We start from the raw sequence: 19,388 nt of genomic DNA, 5'->3' as shown, positions 1-19,388 counted from the left end.
CTCGGATGTCCGCTTCGGAGGCCTGGGCCCCGGTAAACCACGGATGTGGCGGAGGGGTTACAACCGTCAAAAACAGGCCACCAACGGGGGATATTGATGAACCATTAAGCTTCCTGCCTGTTGATAAGGCAGAGGCTGCACGCGCCGTGCATTGCCGAAGTGAGTCGGTCGAGTGTCCAATGGACCCAGCGTGCCGACGCTGATTCGATCCTAGGATGCTCTGGTTACGACTCGTGTCAGTCGTGCGGCGATACATATCGTGGAGAGAGGGATCATGTACAACGATTCTTTGTTCAACGCCTTCGCAAGGTCGTTTGAAGCACGAAGTCAGACCGACATGTCGATGGCTGAGTATCTGGAGTCGTGTCGAAGTGATCCGATGCGATATGCCAATGCGGCCGAGCGGTTATTGGCGGCGATCGGAGAGCCCCACATGATCGACACGGCCAAGGACCCCCGCCTTGGCCGTGTCTTTTTGAACCGTACGATCAGGTCGTATCCGGCCTTCGCCGGCTTCTTCGGCATGGAGGACACGATCGAGCGCCTCGTCGGCTTCTTCCGTCACGCCGCGCAGGGCCTCGAGGAGCGCAAGCAGATCCTCTATCTGCTCGGGCCGGTCGGCGGCGGCAAGTCGTCGCTCGCCGAGCGCATCAAGGCGCTGATGGAAGTCCATCCGATCTACGTGCTGAAGGCGGGTGACGAGCTGTCGCCGGTGTTCGAGAGCCCGCTCGGGCTGTTCGACCCCGAGCAGCTCGGGCCGATGATCGAGGAGAAGTACGGCATTCCGCGCCGCCGGCTAAGCGGGCTGATGTCGCCCTGGGCCTACAAGCGGCTCGAAGCCTTCGGCGGCGACATCTCGCAATTCCGCGTCGCGCGCATCCAGCCCTCCCGGCTGCGCCAGATCGCGGTCGCCAAGACCGAGCCCGGTGACGAGAACAACCAGGACATCTCCTCGCTGGTCGGCAAGGTCGACATCCGCAAGCTCGAGACCTACGCCCAGAACGATCCCGACGCCTACAGCTATTCCGGCGGCCTCAATCGCGCCAACCAGGGCGTGCTCGAGTTCGTCGAAATGTTCAAGGCACCGATCAAGATGCTGCACCCGCTGCTGACCGCGACGCAGGAGGGCAACTACATCGGCACCGAGAACATCGGCGCGATCCCGTTCACAGGCATCATTCTCGCGCACTCCAACGAGGCGGAGTGGCAGAGCTTCAAGACCAACAAGAACAACGAGGCCTTCATCGACCGCATCTGCGTCATCAAGGTCCCGTACTGCCTGCGGGTCGCCGAGGAGCAGAAGATCTACGAGAAGCTGATCCAGACCTCCGAGCTCGCCGCCGCGCCGTGCGCGCCGGCCACGCTGGAAACGCTGGCCCGCTTCTCGGTGATGTCGCGCCTGCGCAAGCACGAGAACTCGACGCTGTTCGCCAAGATGCGCGTCTATGACGGCGAGAGCCTCAAGGAGTCCGATCCGAAGGCGCGCAGCGTGCAGGAATACAAGGACGCTGCCGGCGTCGACGAGGGCATGGACGGCGTCTCCACCCGCTTTGCCTTCAAGGTGCTGGCCTCGACCTTCAACCATGACACCACCGAGGTCGGCGCCGACGCGGTGCATCTGATGTATGTGCTGGAGCAGGCGATCCGCCGCGAGCAACTGGCTGACGAGACCGAGAAGCGCTATCTCGAATTCATCAAGGCGGATCTCGCGCCGCGCTATGCCGAATTCATCGGCAACGAGATCCAGAAGGCCTATCTGGAATCCTACTCCGACTACGGCCAGAACCTGTTCGACCGCTATGTCGACTATGCCGACGCCTGGATCGAGGATCAGGACTTCAAGGATCCCGACACCGGGCAGCTGATGAACCGCGAGCTCCTGAATCAGGAGCTAACAAAGATCGAGAAGCCGGCCGGCATCGCCAACCCGAAGGACTTCCGCAACGAGGTCGTCAAGTTCTCGCTGCGCTCGCGGGCGCACAACAATGGCAAGAACCCGAGCTGGACCTCCTACGAAAAGGTTCGTGATGTGATCGAGAAGCGGATATTCTCGCAGGTCGAGGATCTGCTTCCGGTCATCTCGTTCGGCTCCAAGAAGGACGGCGAGACCGAGAAGAAGCACGGCGAGTTCGTCGAGCGGATGGTGGAGCGCGGCTATACCGAGCGCCAGGTCCGCCGGCTCGTCGAATGGTACATGCGGGTGAAGCAGGCCGGCTAGTGCACGATCCGGAAGGCCGGTACCGGCCTTCCGTTTCGTCCCGTCCCGTCTCGTCCAATAAAAATGCGATGCGACTGGTCATGATCGCATCCGGCGTGAGGCAGATGCAACGTGGTCATGCATATCGTCGATCGGCGGTTGAATCCGGGTAGCAAGAGTCTGGAGAACCGCCAGCGCTTCCTGCGGCGCGCCAAGGCGCTGGTGCAGGGAGCCGTCAAGAAGTCGTCTCAGGACCGGGACATCAAGGATGTCCTGGAGGGCGGCGAGGTGACAATTCCGCTGGACGGCATGGATGAGCCGCGGTTCCGGCGCGAAGGCGGCACGCGTGACATGGTGCTGCCGGGCAACAAGAAGTTCGTCGAGGGCGACTGGCTGCAGCGCCCGAACCAGAGCGGCGCCAAGGGCTCCGGCGCCGGCGAGGGCGACAGCGAGGACGCCTTCCGCTTCGTGCTCAGCCGCGAGGAGTTCGTCGATCTTTTCCTCGACGACCTCGAATTGCCGGACCTTGCCAAGCGCAAGCTCGCGGAGACCGAGAGCGAGGGCATTCGGCGTGCGGGCTATGCGACATCGGGCTCGCCCGCCAACATCTCGATCAGCCGCACGGTGAGCCGGGCGCTGGCGCGACGTGTGGCGCTGCGCCGGCCGCGCAAGGACGAGATCGAGGCGCTTGAGGCGGAGCTTGCGGAATGCGACGACGCCACGCGCCGCCGCGAGCTGCTGGCGCAGCTCGAAGCGCTGAAGGCCAAGGCCAAGCGGATCCCGTTCATCGATCCGATCGACATCCGTTACCGCCGCTTCGAGACGGTGCCGAAGCCGGTGGCGCAGGCCGTGATGTTCTGCCTGATGGACGTCTCGGGCTCGATGTCCGAGCACATGAAGGATCTGGCAAAGCGGTTCTACATGCTGCTCTATGTCTTTCTGAAGCGGCGCTACCGTCACGTTGAGATCGTGTTCATCCGGCACACCGACCGCGCCGAGGAGGTGGACGAGGACACGTTCTTCCATGGACCGGCTTCCGGCGGCACGCTGGTGTCGAGCGCGCTGGTTGCGATGAACGACATCGTCCGCACCCGCTTCCGCCCGGCCGACTGGAACATTTACGCCGCCCAGGCCTCGGACGGCGACAACATGACGTCCGACAGCGCGCTGACCGGGCATCTCCTGACCGACAAGATCCTGCCGGTCTGCCAGTTCTTCGCCTATCTCGAGGTCGGTGAAGCCGCCAACTACACCTTCGACATGCCGGACTCCTCGCTCTGGACGCTCTATGAGCGTCTGCGCAATGAGGGCGCGCCGCTGTCGATGCGCAAGGTGAGCGAGCGCGGCGAGATCTTCCCGGTGTTCCAGGACCTGTTCAAGCGCCGCGGCAAGCAGGAAAGGGTGTAGCGTGATGGGTTCTTCCGGGGAGCTGCTGTTCGAGGGTGCCGACTGGGATTTCCAGACGCTGCAACGGGTTCACGACGCCTGCGAGAAGATCGCGCGCACCGAGCTCGGGCTCGACGTCTATCCCAACCAGATCGAGGTGATCACCGCCGAGCAGATGCTCGACGCCTATTCGTCGGTCGGCATGCCGCTGTTCTACAAGCACTGGTCGTTCGGCAAGCAGTTTGCGTTCCAGGAAGCGTCCTATCGCAAGGGCCTGATGGGCCTCGCCTATGAAATCGTGATCAATTCCTCGCCGTGCATTTCCTATCTGATGGAGGAGAACACGGCGACGATGCAGACGCTGGTGATCGCGCACGCGGCATTCGGGCACAATCACTTCTTCAAGAACAACTATCTGTTCAAGCAGTGGACCGACGCCGACGGCATCCTCGACTATCTCGAATTCGCCAAGGGCTATATCGCGGCCTGCGAGGACCGCCATGGGCGCGAGACGGTGGAGCGGACGCTCGATGCCGCGCATGCGTTGATGTCGCACGGCGTCGACCGCTATCCCGGGAAGAAGACGCTCGACCTGCGAGCCGAGGAGAAGCGTTCCGGCGAGCGCCGCCAGCATGAGGAAAGCGTGTTCAACGATTTGTGGCGGACGGTGCCGAACACCAAGACCAAGAGCAAGGCCGCGCTCACCGCCGAGCGCCGCCGCGCGCTGCTCGGTCTGCCGCAGGAGAACATCCTCTACTTCCTCGAGAAGACCGCGCCGCGCCTGCAATCCTGGCAGCGCGAGCTCATTCGTATCGTGCGCCACATCGCGCAGTACTTCTACCCGCAGGGCCAGACCAAGGTGATGAACGAGGGCACCGCGACCTACGTCCATTACCGCATCATGAGCCGGCTGCATCAGCAGGAGCGGATTACGGACGGCAATTTCCTTGAATTCCTGCAGTCGCACACCAATGTGGTGTTCCAGCCCGAGTTCGACGACCGCCGCTACTCCGGATTCAATCCTTACGCGCTGGGCTTCGCCATGATGCAGGACATCGAGCGTATCGTGAAGAATCCGGAGGACGAGGACCGCGAGTGGTTCCCCAACATAGCCGGCAAGGGCGATGTCGAGGGCGTGCTGCGCGAGATCTGGAGCAACTATCGCGACGAGAGCTTCATCAACCAGTTCCTCAGCCCGGCGTTGATCCGGCGCTTCCGCATGTTTCACCTGCACGACGACCCCGCCGAAACCGCGGGGATCAAGGTCGATGCGATCCATGACGAGCGCGGCTATCGCCGTGTCAGACGCGAGCTGGCGCGGCAATATGACGTCGGCTTCGTCGACGCCAATATCGAGGTCGTGGATGTCGATCTCGACGGCGATCGCCGCCTGATGCTGCGTCACACCACCGTGAAGGGCGCACAGCTCAACGAGACCGACACGCGGCGCGTGCTGCAGCATCTCGCCGATCTGTGGACCTACGACGTGGCGCTGACCGAAGTCGACGGCGCCGACAAGGTGCTGAAGGAATACGTCGTCAGCCCGCGCGCGGCCGCGGTCGCGGCCTGAGGACTACACAATCGAAGAGATGAGCGCGGCGTGGACCGTCGCGCGGAATGCAAGTCTTGCTCGGTGAACCTTCGTGTCTATCGAAGGCTCACATCATGAACATCCCGGCAACATTCCGGATTTTGAAAGCGCATGACGTCCCGTGCGCGAATGTGATTGCCGGCATGCGGAAATTTCACCGAAGTCTTCTTGGTGATTGCCTGCGCGAGCGCGATTGATAATGTGCGCCGCGTCAAGAAAACCAAGAAAAGGATATGCTCTTGTCAACTCGCTCCCGTCTGGCGGGCTTGCTCGCCTTCACCGCGCTCACGGCCTCGTCGATCTCGCCGTCCATTGCAGCCGAAAGCTCGATCAGAATAGGAAACACTGCGCCCTATAGCGGTCCGGCGTCGGCCTACGGCACGATCGCACGTGCCGAAGCCGCGTATTTCCAGATGCTCAACGATCAGGGCGGCATCAACGGCCGCAAGATCGACTTCGAGAGTCTCGACGACGCCTATTCGCCGTCGAAAACGGTCGAGCAGACCCGCAAGCTCGTCGAGCAGGATGAGGGCTTGCGATCTTCAGCGCAGTCGGCACCGCGCCCAATATCTCCGTGCAGAAATATCTGAACATCAAGCACGTGCCGCAGCTTTTCGTATCCTCCGGAGCGACCCGCTGGAGCGACCCGAAACAGTTTCCTTGGACGGTCGGTTTCAATCCGACCTACGAGCTCGAAGGCCGGCTCTACGCAAAGTACATCCTGAAGACCAGGCCGGATGCCAAGATCGCCGTCATCACGCCGAACGAAGACGCCGGCAAGGACTATCTCAGGGGCTTCAAGGACGGGCTCGGCGAGCATGTCGGCCAGATCGTCGCGGAGACCACCTATCTGACGACTGACCCGACCATCGATTCACAGATGGTGACGATGCGCGAGTCGGGTGCGGACGTATTCTTCGCCGAAGCGACGCCGAAATTCGCCGCGCAGGCGCTGCGCAAGGCGGCGAGCATGGGCTGGAAACCGCTGACGATCCTGCCGACCGTCTCCAATTCCGTCTCGGCGGTGCTTGAACCGGCGGGACTCGAGAACGTCGTCGGCGTCGTGACCGGGCTCTATTTGAAGGACCCGACCGACTCGCGCTGGGCCGACGATCCCGCGCAGAAGGAGTTCTCGGCCTGGATGAAGAAGTACCAGCCGAACGCGAGCTCGGGCGACCTGTTCAACGTGCAGGGCTACACGGTCGCGCAGGTCATGACGGCGGTGTTGAAGAACTGCAACGGCGACTATAGCCGCGACAACATCATCAAGCAGGCGACCAATCTGAAGGCGCTCGAATTGCCGATGCTGCTGCCGGGCATCAAGGTGCAGACCGAGCCCGACAACGTGACGCCGATCCGCCAGATCCAGATGGCGCGGTTCGACGGCAAGTCATGGGCGCTGTTCGGCGACGTCCTGAGCGACAAGTAGCCGTCACCAACCCCGCTGTCGTCCCTGCCTAGTGCGCAATTGCGCACGGGAGCAGGGACCCATACGCCGCGGCTTCTGCTGTGAACGGGACTCGTCGTTCCAGCGTAGCCCGACAATCTGCATCGGTGGCTATGGGTCCCTGCTTTCGCAGGGACGACAGCGAGCTTGTTGCCACGTCATTGTGACGCGAAAAACGCGCGCTCAGCGCAGGCTGGCGTTGATCTTGTCCAGCACGGCTGAGCCGGGGCACAGCGCCTGTTCGTCCAGCGCGTTGAGCGGCGTCTCGACGGTGTCGAGATGGGTGTGCAGGTCCTCGGCATCCGGATCGACATAGAGCAGGCCGGTGACGATCTGGCCCTTGGCCGCATGCTTCTGCAGGAAGGTCATCGCGCCGAGGCGATCGTGCGGATCGTAGTCGGCGTCGAGCTTGCGCAGCGCGAGCCGCGAGCCGTCATGCTGCTCGACCACCTGCACGGTGCCGGGCGCATAGTCGACGCTGATCGGCTCGCGGCCGACCAGCACGTCGAGGCGATTCACCGCGTCATTGTGCTCGCGGACATAGTCGAAGCTCTTGGTCGAGCCGGCGTGGTTGTTGAAGGCGATGCAGGGGCTGATCACGTCGATGAAGGAGGCGCCCCTGTGGCGGATCGCAGCCGCAATCAGCGGCACCAGCTGGGCCTTGTCGCCGGAAAAGCTGCGCGCCACGAAGGTGGCGCCGAGCTGCAGCGCGATCGCGACCAGGTCGATCGCATTGTCGGTGTTGGTGACGCCCTTCTTGGACTTCGAGCCGCGGTCGGCGGTCGCCGAGAACTGGCCCTTGGTCAGGCCGTACACGCCGTTGTTCTCGACGATATAGGTCATGTTGACGGCGCGCCGGATCGAATGCGCGAACTGGCCGAAGCCGATCGAGGCGGAATCGCCGTCGCCGGAGACGCCGAGATAGATCAGGTCGCGGTTGGCGAGGTTGGCGCCGGTCAGCACCGACGGCATGCGGCCGTGCACCGAGTTGAAGCCGTGCGAATTGCCGAGGAAATAGTCCGGCGTCTTCGACGAGCAGCCGATGCCGGAAATCTTCGCCACCCGGTGCGGCTCGATCGAGAGCTCGTAGCAGGCCTCGATGATCGAGGCGGTGATCGAATCGTGGCCGCAGCCGGCGCACAGGGTCGAAATCTTCCCCTCGTAGTCGCGATGGGTATAACCCAGCTCGTTCTTCTTCAGGCCAGGATGATGAAACTTCGGCTTTGCAATGTAGGTCATGTCACGGCCTTGCGGAGAGGGGTCACCTTGAGATGATCCTGGTGGTCGCCGATGGCGTTGGCGATGAAGCGCGCGGTGATCGGCGTGCCGTCATAGTGCAGGATCGGCACCAGCCTGACCGGGTCGATGCCGTTCTCGTTGACGATCAGCTGCCGAAGCTGGGCGTCGCGGTTCTGCTCGACCACGTAAACGAAGTCGTGATCGGCGATGAAGCTCGCGACGCTGGAGTGGAACGGGAAGGCGCGGATGCGCATGCGGTCGAGGTGATGGCCGCGCGCCTCCAGGATACCGATCGCCTCGTCCATCGCGGGCGAGGTCGAGCCGAAATAGAGCACGCCATATTTGGTCGGCTTCGCTGCATTGGCCTGCAGCGGCCGCGGCACCATGTCCTGCGCGGTCTCGAACTTGCGCACCAGGCGCTGCATGTTGTCGGCGTAGACGGCGCCTTCCTCGGAATAGCGCGCGTAGCGGTCGCGCGAGGTGCCGCGGGTGAAGTAGGAGCCCTTGGTCGGATGCGTGCCCGGATAGGTGCGATAGGGGATGCCGTCACCGTCGACATCGAGATAGCGGCCGAAGTCGCGGCCTTCCTCGAGCATCTCCGCCGTCATCACCTTGCCGCGGTCATATTGCTTTGCGTCGTCCCACTTCAGCGGGCGGCACAGCCGGTGGTTCATGCCGATGTCGAGATCGAGCATCAGGAAGATCGTGGTCTGCAGACGCTCGGCTAGATCGAAGGCGGCCGCCGCGAACTCGAACGCCTCCGCCGGATCTTCCGGGAACAGCAGCACATGCTTGGTGTCGCCGTGCGAGGCGTAGGCGCAGGCGATCACGTCGCATTGCTGGGTGCGGGTCGGCATGCCCGTCGAGGGGCCTGCGCGCTGGATGTTCATAATGACGGCCGGGATCTCGGCGAAATAGGATAGGCCGATGAACTCGGTCATCAGCGAGATGCCGGGGCCCGAGGTCGCGGTGAAGGCCCGCGCGCCGTTCCAGGACGCGCCGATCACGATGCCGATCGAGGCGAGCTCGTCCTCGCCCTGCACGATCGCGTATTTCGCCTTGCCGGTCTCGGGATCGTGACGATACTTCTTGCAGTGGCTGGTGAAGGCTTCCGCCACCGACGATGACGGCGTGATCGGATACCAGGCGCACACAGTGGCGCCGCCATAGACGGCGCCGAGCGCGGCCGCGCTATTGCCCTCGACGAAGATGCGGTCGCCGACCTTGTCGGCCTTCTTCACCCGGAGCCCGATGGGGCATTTCAGGTTCTGCAGCGCCCAGTCGCGGCCGAGATGCAGCGCGTGGACGTTGGAGGAGAGCAGCTTCTCCTTGCCCTTGTACTGCTCGCCGATCAGCTGCTCGACCAGCTTGGGGTCGAGGTCGAGCAGCGCGCAGAGCGCGCCGAGATAGATGATGTTCTTGAACAGCTGGCGCTGCCGCGGATCGGTATAGGTCGAGTTCGTGATCGCGGTCAGCGGCACGCCGATCACCGTAATGTCCTCGCGGAACTTCGAGGTCGGCATCGGCTTGGTCGAATCGTAGAACAGGTAGCCGCCGGGCTCGATCGAGGCGACGTCCTTGTCCCAGGTCTGCGGGTTCATCGCCACCATCAAGTCGACGCCGCCGCGGGCGCCGAGATGGCCGTCCTCGGTGACGCGTACCTCATACCAGGTCGGCAGGCCCTGGATGTTGGAGGGGAAGATGTTGCGCGGCGACACCGGCACGCCGTGGCGCAGGATCGAGCGCGCGAACAGCTCGTTGGCGGAGGCCGAGCCCGAACCGTTGACGTTGGCGAAGCGGACGACGAAGTCGTTTACGCTGCTGATCGGGCTTTGGACTGACATGTTGATCCCGCTTGAACCATATCGATGAGGTACTTCTGCATGTCCCAGGCGCCGGTCGGGCAGCGCTCGGCACACAGCCCGCAATGCAGGCAGACGTCTTCGTCCTTTGCCATCACTCGCCCGGTCTTCAGGCCGTCGGCGACGTAGATTGCCTGGTCGTGATGCGGCGAGGGGGCCTTGAGCCGCTGCCGCAGATCATCCTCCTCGCCATTCTCGGTGAAGGTGATGCAGTCCATCGGACAGATGTCGACGCAGGCGTCGCATTCGATGCAGAGCGGCGCGGAAAACACCGTCTGCACGTCGCAATTCAGGCAGCGCTGCGCTTCGCCAAGCGCAAGCTTGAGGTCGTAACCGAGCTCGACTTCGGCGCGGATGTCCTTCAGCGCGATCACCTTGTCGCGATGCGGCACCTTGAAGCGCTTGTCGGCGGAGATGTCGTTGTCGTAGCTCCACTCGTGGATGCCCATCTTCTGCGAGGAGATGTGCACCTCGGGCAGCGGACGCTCGTTGATGTCCTCGCCGGACAGCATGCGGTGAATGGACAGCGCGGCGTCATGGCCGTGCGCCACCGCCCAGATAATGTTCTTCGGCCCGAACGCCGCATCGCCGCCGAAGAACACTTTCGGATTGGTCGAGACGAACGTCTTGGGGTCGACCTTCGGCATGTGCCACTTGTCGAATTCGATGCCGCAATCGGCTTCGATCCAGGGGAACGCGTTCTCCTGGCCGACCGCAACGAGCACATCGTCGCAGGGAATGGTCTGGTCAGGTTCGCCCGCCGGCACCAGATTGCGGCGGCCGTTGGCGTCGTACTCGGCCTTCACCTTCTGGAAGGTGACGCCGATGAGCTTGCCGCCGACGTGCTTGAATGCCACCGGCACCATGAAATTGAGGATCGGGATATCCTCGTGGATCGCGTCTTCCTTTTCCCAGGGCGAGGCCTTCATTTCCTCGAAGCCCGAGCGGACGACCACCTTGACGTCCTCGCCGCCGAGGCGGCGCGCGGTGCGGCAGCAATCCATCGCGGTGTTGCCGCCGCCGAGCACGATGACGCGGCGGCCGATCTTGTCGACATGGCCGAACGACACATTGGCCAGCCACTCGATGCCGATATGGATGTTGGCGGTAGCTTCCTTGCGGCCGGGAATCTCGAGCTCGCGGCCGCGCGGCGCGCCGCTACCGACAAAGATCGCGTCGTAGTTTTCGGCCAACAACTGCTTCAGGCTGTCGACGCGCTGGCCGCCCTTGAACTCGACGCCGAGGTTGAGGATGTAGTCGGTCTCCTCGTCGATCACGCTGTCGGGCAGGCGGAATTTCGGAATCTGGCTGCGCATCATGCCGCCGGCCTTGGGATCGCCGTCGAACACGGTGCAGTGATAGCCGAGCGGCGCCAGATCGCGCGCCACGGTAAGCGAGGCGGGGCCGCCGCCGACCAGCGCGATGTGCTTACCGTTCTTCGGCCCGGGCTTCGGCAGGCGATGCTTGATGTCGTCCTTGAAGTCGGCCGCGACGCGCTTCAGGCGGCAGATCGCGACCGGATTGTCCTCGACCCGGCCGCGGCGGCACGCCGGTTCGCATGGACGGTCACAGGTGCGCCCGAGGATTCCGGGGAACACGTTGGACTGCCAATTGATCATGTAGGCGTCGCTATAACGCCCCTCAGCAATCAACCGGATGTACTCGGGAACGGGGGTATGTGCGGGGCAGGCCCATTGGCAATCGACTACTTTATGGAAGTAATCCGGCGCCGAGATATCAGTCGGTTTCATTCCTACCTTTGACCCGCGCGAAAATGCCTGACCGCGCGACCTTATCGTTGACGACGAACGCTCACGTGGCGTTGTTCTGGTTTTTGAATTGGATCATAGGCTTATCTTATTAGAGCCGTTCGAGGGAAGGCAAAGGCAAAATTGCGCGATCATCAGCTTTCGCGCGGCTGATGCGCGTCTAGCGTTAATCTCGATTGCGTTATGTGGCAGTGCAACATGGACTGCACCGCCACCGCTGTATCAATCGCTCGGAAGATCGCTCTTCGCGATATCCCACAACAACCTGTAGACGCCGCTGGTGACCACGAGCGGCTTCAAGGCTGCGTTGCCGGTGATGCTTGCCGCGGCAGCAGGGGCCGCGCTGACATCGGTGGCGTCGATCAGTACGAACCAGTCGCCGGCGCCGGGATCCGCTTTCTCGGCGTCCGGTGTGAGCGGTTTCGACAGCACCGGGTCGTTCTCCAGCAGATGCATCGAGATGATGCCGTCGCGCGAGGTTGGATCGAGTTGCTCCCGCAATGCAGCGCGGAGTTTGTCCGCCCCGTCGGCCGGCGGGCGCAGGCGGATGATGCCGAGCGCGGCACCTCTGCCGACGCCGCGGCTGATCGTGATGCGCGCCACCCCGCGGATCATGTTCTGAAAGCGCGCGATGTTGGCCTTCGACCAGTCGGTCTGGTTGGCGAGCGCCTTGCGGTAGGCCGGGCTCTCGAGCACGTCGAAGGTCTCGGTCGAATAGAGGCTGAGATATTTCGGCTTGCCGTCATGGGCGACATAGCGGCGGGCTTCCAGGAACCCGTCGATGGCGACCCGTTCTTCGAGATGTTCGCGGTCATACCAGCGATTGAATTCAGCTTCGTGTAAGCCGTCGATATCCATCGAGGTCAGCAGCATGCCTTGTCCGGCGATTGGCATCGAGTGCTCCTTTTTTGCCCGTTTTATCTGCACAATATCGCTGAATGACGCGGGTCGGGGAAGCCAGTTCCAAGCGCCCGAAACCGTGCAAACCAAGGATCGCCACAATTGCCGTAATCCTGTTCAGCGCGGGTTCACAGAGGTAGCATTTCCATGCAGTTCGCTGATTGCTGAATAGAAAAGGACGACCGCTATGGCGCGCATTCTGTGGGCATTAATCGTCGGTCTGCTGTCGCTCGCGTCGCTTCCAGTGCATGCGCAGGATCAGGAGAAACGCCTCGCGCTCGTCGTCGGCAACGGCGCCTATCAGGCCGGCGCGTTGCAGACCGCCGCGAACGACGCCGGATTGATCGCGCAGACATTGCAGGCCGCCGGCTTCGACGTGATCGGGGCGCGCGATCTCGACAGCGAAACGCTGCGCAAGTCGTTCCGCGATTTCATCCAGAAGGTGCAGGACGCCGGGCCCAATGCCGTCGCCTTCGTCTATCTCGCCGGCTACGGCGTGCAGCTCACCGGCGAGAACTACTTCGTGCCGGTCGACGCCAAGATCGCCCGCGACACCGACGTCCCGGTCGAGGCGATCCGTATCTCCGACTACAGCCATCAGCTCTCGGCATTGCCGATCAAGGCCGGCGTGGTCGTGCTCGATGCGGCGCGCAGCAATCCCTTCGCCAAGGATGGCCAGCCGCTGGCCGGCGGTCTTGCGCTGGTCGATCCCGATCCGAAGATGCTGATCGCCTTCAACTCCGCGCCCGGCACCGTCGCTCCTGACGGCGCGCCGCCTTACGGGCCGTACGCGCAAGCGCTGGCGGAAATGATCCGCGCCGGCGGCCTGACCCTGCCCGAGGTGTTCGACCGCGTTCGCCTGCGCGTCAACGAGATGACCAAGGGCGCCGAGATCCCGTGGAATGCCCAGAAGGTCGACGCGCCCTTCATGTTCTTCGAGCGCAAGCCGGATGCGCCGCCGCAGCAGGTCGATGCCGGACTGCGCACCAAGCCGATCCGCGATTTCCCGGCGCAGGATGCCTACGCCGCGGCGCTGGAGCGCGACACGCTGCAGGGCTACCAGGACTATCTGCAGGCCTATCCGAGCGATCCGCTGGCCAAGCGCGTGCGCGCGATCGTGGCGGCGCGGCGCGAGGCCATTACGTGGCGCCGCACCTACAACGCCGACACGCCTGATGCATATTGGTCGTATCTGCGGCGCTATCCGCGCGGGCCGCATGCATATGACGCCCGGCGCCGGCTCGCTTATTTGTCGGCCGCGCTGGAGCCGCCGCCGCAGTTCACGGCGCTCGACTACGACGTGCCACCGCCGCCGCCCGACGAGGTCGTCTATGTCGATCGTCCGGTGCTCTACTACAGCGATCCGGTGTTCGACTTCGCGCCACCGCCGCCGCCGCCGGTATTCTTCCTGCCGCCGCCGCCGCCGGACTTCGTCGTGCTGCCGCCGCCGCCTCCGCCGATCGGATTGTTCGTGCTGCCGACGCCGTTCTTCGTGGCGATGCCGGCCTATGTCGCCGCACCGGCCTATGTGGTGCCGCCGCAGAACAACATCGTGTTCAACAACATCCACAATACGACTGTCATCAACACGGTCATCAACAATCCCAACCCGACGCCGGCGCAGCTCCATGCGGCCGGGGTGACGGCGGCGATGGGCGGCGCGCCGGTCACGGCGGCACCGCAACTGCCGGCCGCGGCGATGGAGCGCGCCAATCTGGCACGGCCGGGCGGTCCGCAAGGCGTGTCGCCAGCACAAGGCGCGGCCATGGGGGCGCCCGGCGCTGTGCCGAACGCGGCCACCACGCCGAATGCGATGGGCGCGCCGGGTGCGCACACTTTGCCGGGCGCGAAGAATGGACCGCCGCTGCCGCAGTCGGCGACCGCGCCGGCCAACGCGCCGCAGCAGCATGGCGCCACACAGCCGGGTGCCGCGCAACCTGGTGCCGCGCAGCCTGGGGCAAAGCCGAATGCGGTCACATCAGGCAAGCCGGCCACAGCCATGGCGCCTGCCAATGCGCAACCCGCTGCTCCGGCCAAGCCCGGCGCTGCCGCCCCGGTGACAAACTCGCCCGCCTCGCCCGCGACCGCCGGCAAGCCGGGGAGACAGCAACCGCTCACGCATGCCGCGACCGCACCGAATGCAAACGTGAAGCCCGCAACGGCGCCGTCGCCGGCGAACCGTGCGACATCGGCACGGCCGACGCCGGCGGCGCGTTCGGCGCCCCCGCATGCCGCGGTGTCGCCGGCGCCGGTCTCCCGGCCCGCGCCGGCGCATGCGGCAACTCCGCCAGCGCGCGCCGCAGCCCCGCCGCACGCAGCTCCTCCACCGCCCCGCGCCGCGGCCGTTGCGCCGCGTCCGGCACCCGCACCGGCTCCGCGCGCCGCGCCGCCGCCACCACGGCCGGCGATGCAGGCGCAACGCGCAGCACCGCCGCCGCGGATCGCCGCGCCGCCAAGGCCCGCGCCCGCGCCACGGGCAGCAGCGCCGGCATGTCCTCCCGGCAAGTGCAAACACTGAGGGAAAAGACGGTTGAGTTCCTTACCGGCATCAAGCCGAAGGATTTGAATCTGGTCTAGGCTTGATCGATAGGCTCATCCTCGTCATGGCCGGGCTTGTTGCGGCAAAGACGATGACGGTGCTACTTGGCAGAAGCCAAATCCGCGATCGCCTTCATCACGGCGTTGCGGATGCCGGGATCGTAGAGGATGTGGCCGGCGCCATCGACGATGCGGACCTCGCTGCCCGGCCAGCGCGCGGCGAGCGCGTGCGATGTAGCTGGTGGGCACAGCAGATCGTAGCGGCCCTGCACCAGGATGCCGGGAATGCCGGCGAGCTTGCCGGCCTCGTCCATCAGCTGGTTCGGCCGCATGAAGCAGCCGTTGGCGAAGTAATGCGCCTCCATGAACGGCGTCGAGGGCAGGGCGCCTGATGCCTCGAGGTCGAGCCGGGTCTGCTTCGGCGTGTGCTCCGACAGCGTGCGTTCAGTGTCGTGCCAGGCGCGCGCCGCCGGCACATGCACGGCGGCGTCGGAATCGAGGATGCGGCGGTAATAGGCCGCAAGCGGCGCCGCGCGCTCGTTCTCGGGCAGGAAGTTGAGGAAGTCGTCGTAGAGGCCGGGATAGAAGCGCGGCAAAGCGCGCAGGAACACGTCCTCCAGTTCCTCGGCTGTACCGAGAAACGTCGCGCGCAGCACCAAACCGCTGACACGCTCGGGATGGGCCTGTGCATAGGCCAGCGCCAGCGTCGCGCCCCAGGAGCCGCCGACCACCATCCAGCGCGCGAAGCCGAAGCGTTCGCGGATCTTCTCCATGTCCGCGATCAGATGCTGCGTCGTGTTGTTGTGGCGGCTGCCCTTTGGCCGGCTGCGGCCGCAGCCGCGCTGGTCGAACAGCACGGCGTGGAAGCGCTCGGGATCGAACAGCCGGCGATGATCCGGCTGGCAGCCGCTGCCGGGACCGCCATGCAGGTAGACCGCGGGAATGCCGCCTTCACGCCCGACGCTTTCGACATGGAGATCGTGGCTATGGCCGACATCGAGCCATTCGGACGTCAGCGGAGCAAAGGGATCGGCGCGCCTCGCCGCCTTGCCGGCATCGGCGTCAGGCGCCATTGCGTTCGTCCTGTGGTTTGTGTTGGCGTGTGTCTTGGCGTTTTTCTTGGCGTTTGTCTTGGCCTGCGTCCGTCTCCAGCGTGCCGCCGGCGAAGTTGCGATAGAGGAAACGGTTCTGCGTGCCGGCGGATTCCTGCTCGGCCTGCTTGAAGATCTCCTCATGCCGCGGCGACAGCGCGCAGGCCGGGTCGGTGTTGCCGGCATCGCCGGTCAGCGCAAAGGCCTGGCAGCGGCAGCCGCCGAAATCGACCTCGCGGAATTCGCAAGATTTGCACGGCTCCGGCATCCAGCCCGTGCCGCGGTAGCGGTTGAAGGCCTCCGAGTTCTGCCAGATCCAGGCGATCGAATGGTTCGAGCGCACCGATTCGAATTCGAGCCCGGTGATGCTTTCGGCGGCGTGGCACGGCAGCACCTTGCCGGCCGGCGAGATGTTGAAGAACTGGCGGCCCCAGCCGCCCATGCAGTTCTTCGGCCGCAGCGCGTAATAGTCCGGCACCACATAGTCGATCGCGAGTGTGCCCTTCAGGCGCGCCTGGGCTTCCTCGACGATGCGGCTGGTTTCCTCGATCTGCTCGATCGTCGGCATCAGCGCGGCGCGGTTCTTCAGCGCCCAGCCGTAATACTGCACGTTGGCGACCTCGAGCCGGTCGGCGTCGAGATCGACCGCCATCTGGATGATGTCGGAGAGCTGATGCAGGTTCTGCCGATGCATCACCGCGTTGACGGTGAGCGGAAGTTCAACCTCGCGCGTCCATTTCGCGACTTCGAGCTTCTTGCGATGCGCGTCCTTGAGGCCGGCAACGCGATCGGCAACCATGGGTTCGTTGCCCTGGAAGCTGATCTGGACGTGGCTGAGACCGGCATCGGCCAGCGCCGACAGCTTGTCCTTTGTCAGCAGCACGGCCGAGGTGATCAGGTTGGAATACAGCCCGACATCGGTCGCGTGCTGCACCAGCTCGACGATGTCCTTGCGTGCCGTCGGCTCACCGCCGGAGAAATGGATCTGCAGCACGCCGAGTTCGGCAAGCTCGCTCAGCACTTTCTTCCATTCGTCGGTGGTGAGCTCGGTCGAGCCGCGATCGAGCTCGACCGGATTCGAGCAATAGGGGCATTGCAAGGGACAGCGGTGGGTGACCTCGAGCAGCACCGCGAGCGGGATGCCGTGGGTCTCCGCTGCCGAGCGCGTTTGCTCGAGCACCGCGAGCCCGTCGGTCGGGCCTGCTGTCGTTGTTTTGTTACTGGCGAGCGTGTCAGTCATGCCGTGCTCTCGCGCGCTTCGGTGAGAAAACCCTTGTCGGCCAGATCCTGCAGCATCGCGATCACGTCGGTCGCGATCGCCTCGCGCGGGGCTGCATATTTTTCCGCGAGCTGGTCCACCATCCCGGCGACGCTGCGCACGCCGTCACAGAGCTGCAGCACCTCGACCGCGATTTCGTCCGGCGCCAGCACACGCTCCGGCGCCAGGATCACCCAGACCTGCCGCGTCTCGTCGAATTTCAGCTTGGTGTGGCGCGGCAGTTTCGGCCGGCTGATCTCACTGACGCTGATGTTGCGGCTGGCCATGATGCTGCCTTCAACTTGTCTTCGGCACGAAGGCGCCGGGCGGAATCCGGCCGTCGACATAGGCGTGATAGAGCGCGTCGAGCTGCACCCACAGCACGTTGGTCTTGAAGATCAGCGCGTTGCAGACCGCCTCGCGCTCGGCGGGCGTCCTGGCATGCTGCTTGACGTAGTCGAGCGCAAAGCCGGCGTCGCGCGGCGCCTGGGCCAGGCGGCGGCTGAAATAGCTCATGATATCGGGGTTGACGAAGTCGTAGTGCTTCAGCATCCCCGAGATGCGCTCCTCGTGCAGGTTCGGCGCGAACAATTCGGTGAGCGAGGAGGCGATTGCCTCCAGCGGCGTGCGGTCGCGGCAGAAATGCACATAGGCTTCCACGGCAAAGCGCGTCGCCGGCAAAATGCCTTCGGTGGACTCCACATAGGCCGTGTCGAGGCCGAGGCCTTCGGTCAGCTTGAGCCAGCGCTCGATGCCACCCTCATGGCCGAGGTCACCGTCGTGATCCTCGATGCGGTGGCGCCATTCGATCCGCGTGTTGCGGTCGCGGAAGCGCGAGATCACCATCGCGTCCTTCAGCGGGATCGTGCTCTGGTAGTAATAGCGGTTCAGCGCCCAGGCCTGGACCTGGCCCTTGTTCAGCTTGCCGCCATGCAGCAGGCGGTGGAACGGATGCAGGCTGTGATAGCGCGTCGCCCCGATCGTGCGCAGCACAGATTCCATCTCCTCGGCACTGTCGAGCGTGATGCCCTTGCCGATCGAGAGCGCGGTCATTCCTGAGGTCAGCACGACATTCACAGCACGATCTCCGTTCCGTCGGAAGGAATCTGCCAGCCTGCCTGTTCGGCCGCCTTGCGTTCGGCCGAGGTCCCAAGCAGCGCCGGGTTGGAGTTGTTGATATGCAAAAACACTTTTCGTCCGATGTCGAGCCCGGCGAGGCTGGCGATCGCACCCTGATCGCCCGACATCGCGATATGTCCCATACCCTGGCCGGTCTTGTTGCCAAGGCCCGCCGCGATCAGCTCGTCGTCGCGCCACACCGTGCCATCGAAGAACACCAGCGGGGCGCCCTTGAGCCGTGATTTCAGGTCGTCGGTCACCCGGGCGCAGGCGGCCAGGAAGTAGAAGTATTTGCCGCTGCGCCTGTCCGCAATACGCAGGCCGAGCGTATCGCCGGCGCCATCGGCGCCCGCCGGGTGTGCCTTGCCCTCAAGATACCACGCACCCTTGCCCGGAACCTCGAACGGCAGCACCTCGAGCCCCGACGGCGATCCGTCGGGCAGGGCCGGTTCGAAGGCCTGGTCGACCGCGATCGGCCGGCGGTCGACGTGCTTTTCGCTCAGCACGTTGAAGATGCTGTTCGAGCGCAGGATCGCCAGCACCCGCTCATGCGCGTAGATCGCAAACGGCGAGCCCTCGCGCATCGACAACAGCCCTGCGACGGCATCGATCTCGCCATTGGTGAGGATGACGCCCGCGATCGGGCTGTGGCGCAAGGCGCCGTGCTTCGGATGCAGCTGCGGCGTCGCGATCAGCTGTTGACGGAGATCGGGGGACGCGTTGACCAGGAACCAGTGCGCGCCGTCGCCGCTGACCGCGATCGAGGCTTGCGTGCTCTGCAATTCGGGACGGTCGCTTCGCGCCGTCCTGCAAACGGCACATCCGCAGTTCCATTGCGGGACGCCGCCACCCGCCGCGGCACCCAGGACGACGACACGAAGCATGATCCGTCCCCTGGAGGCGTTCGACACAGACCCTGATGACTCGGGCCCAAAAACGTTACGAGGTGGACCCCGGATTTGAAACACACTCCCGTGCTCGGGAGCGCGTT

13 protein-coding genes and 1 pseudogene are annotated in these 19,388 nt (G+C 64.3%); 5 read left to right on the top strand and 9 right to left on the bottom strand.

Features of this window, described 5'->3' with window-relative positions:
* The first annotated feature begins 274 nt into the window (after positions 1-274).
* The 4 genes and pseudogenes from ABIB78_RS09290 to ABIB78_RS09275 all read left to right on the top strand — a co-directional run bounded on the left by ABIB78_RS09290 (position 275) and on the right by ABIB78_RS09275 (position 6,603).
* Positions 275-2,218 (top strand): PrkA family serine protein kinase, encoded by a 1,944-nt coding sequence (locus ABIB78_RS09290; RefSeq protein WP_429023860.1) that lies wholly within the window; start codon positions 275-277, stop codon positions 2,216-2,218.
* A gap of 117 nt (positions 2,219-2,335) precedes the next feature.
* The gene (locus tag ABIB78_RS09285; protein ID WP_429024048.1) at positions 2,336-3,604 is read left to right on the top strand and encodes a YeaH/YhbH family protein; all 1,269 of its coding nucleotides are present in this window, start codon (positions 2,336-2,338) and stop codon (positions 3,602-3,604) included.
* Between the two features lie 4 nt (positions 3,605-3,608).
* Positions 3,609-5,153 (top strand): SpoVR family protein, encoded by a 1,545-nt coding sequence (locus ABIB78_RS09280; RefSeq protein WP_429023858.1) that lies wholly within the window; start codon positions 3,609-3,611, stop codon positions 5,151-5,153.
* Between the two features lie 254 nt (positions 5,154-5,407).
* Positions 5,408-6,603, top strand: a pseudogene (locus ABIB78_RS09275) (ABC transporter substrate-binding protein).
* Between the two features lie 201 nt (positions 6,604-6,804).
* Here the strand turns inward: ABIB78_RS09275 and ABIB78_RS09270 are convergent.
* The 4 genes from ABIB78_RS09270 to ABIB78_RS09255 form a co-directional block, all read right to left on the bottom strand.
* Complete coding sequence (locus tag ABIB78_RS09270; protein WP_429023856.1) at positions 6,805-7,860, bottom strand: 2-oxoacid:ferredoxin oxidoreductase subunit beta; 1,056 nt, start codon at positions 7,858-7,860, stop codon at positions 6,805-6,807.
* Positions 7,857-9,704 (bottom strand): 2-oxoacid:acceptor oxidoreductase subunit alpha, encoded by a 1,848-nt coding sequence (locus tag ABIB78_RS09265; protein ID WP_429023854.1) that lies wholly within the window; start codon positions 9,702-9,704, stop codon positions 7,857-7,859. Before ABIB78_RS09265 ends, ABIB78_RS09270 begins: the two co-directional genes overlap by 4 nt.
* The gene (locus ABIB78_RS09260) at positions 9,674-11,473 is read right to left on the bottom strand and encodes an FAD-dependent oxidoreductase (protein ID WP_429023852.1); all 1,800 of its coding nucleotides are present in this window, start codon (positions 11,471-11,473) and stop codon (positions 9,674-9,676) included. Before ABIB78_RS09260 ends, ABIB78_RS09265 begins: the two co-directional genes overlap by 31 nt.
* A gap of 240 nt (positions 11,474-11,713) precedes the next feature.
* Positions 11,714-12,385, bottom strand: a complete 672-nt coding sequence (locus ABIB78_RS09255) for a hypothetical protein (RefSeq protein ID WP_429023850.1) — start codon at positions 12,383-12,385, stop codon at positions 11,714-11,716.
* A 193-nt stretch (positions 12,386-12,578) separates the two neighbouring features.
* Here ABIB78_RS09255 and ABIB78_RS09250 point away from each other — a divergent pair, with 193 nt between their 5' ends.
* The gene (locus tag ABIB78_RS09250) at positions 12,579-14,909 is read left to right on the top strand and encodes a caspase family protein (protein ID WP_429023848.1); all 2,331 of its coding nucleotides are present in this window, start codon (positions 12,579-12,581) and stop codon (positions 14,907-14,909) included.
* Positions 14,910-15,030: 121 nt separating this feature from the next.
* On the opposite strand, the gene pip is transcribed toward ABIB78_RS09250, so the two are convergent.
* From pip to pqqB, 5 genes are read right to left on the bottom strand one after another with little or no spacing between them, the layout of a single operon-like run.
* Entirely contained in the window at positions 15,031-16,002 is a 972-nt protein-coding gene (pip, locus tag ABIB78_RS09245; RefSeq protein ID WP_429023847.1) for a prolyl aminopeptidase, read from the bottom strand.
* On the bottom strand, positions 15,992-17,260 hold the full coding sequence (gene pqqE / locus ABIB78_RS09240; protein WP_429023845.1) for a pyrroloquinoline quinone biosynthesis protein PqqE: 1,269 nt from the start codon (positions 17,258-17,260) through the stop codon (positions 15,992-15,994). The genes pip and pqqE overlap by 11 nt, the downstream gene beginning before the upstream one ends.
* The gene (gene pqqD, locus ABIB78_RS09235) at positions 17,257-17,565 is read right to left on the bottom strand and encodes a pyrroloquinoline quinone biosynthesis peptide chaperone PqqD (protein WP_429023843.1); all 309 of its coding nucleotides are present in this window, start codon (positions 17,563-17,565) and stop codon (positions 17,257-17,259) included. Before pqqD ends, pqqE begins: the two co-directional genes overlap by 4 nt.
* A 10-nt stretch (positions 17,566-17,575) precedes the next feature.
* A complete protein-coding gene (gene pqqC / locus ABIB78_RS09230; RefSeq protein WP_429024047.1) occupies positions 17,576-18,331 on the bottom strand; it encodes a pyrroloquinoline-quinone synthase PqqC in 756 nt (251 codons plus the stop codon).
* A 20-nt stretch (positions 18,332-18,351) separates the two neighbouring features.
* Positions 18,352-19,281 carry a pyrroloquinoline quinone biosynthesis protein PqqB gene (pqqB, locus tag ABIB78_RS09225; protein WP_429023841.1) on the bottom strand — a complete coding sequence of 310 codons (930 nt, stop codon included), beginning with the start codon at positions 19,279-19,281 and terminating at the stop codon, positions 18,352-18,354.
* Positions 19,282-19,388 lie beyond the last annotated feature (107 nt).

Origin of the sequence: Bradyrhizobium sp. I1.14.4, from assembly GCF_050435825.1 — a bacterium.
In the GTDB taxonomy this organism is placed as follows: domain Bacteria; phylum Pseudomonadota; class Alphaproteobacteria; order Rhizobiales; family Xanthobacteraceae; genus Bradyrhizobium.
The sequence above is the reverse complement of the archived record's forward strand: the minus strand, read 5'-3'. Positions and strand labels throughout refer to the sequence as shown.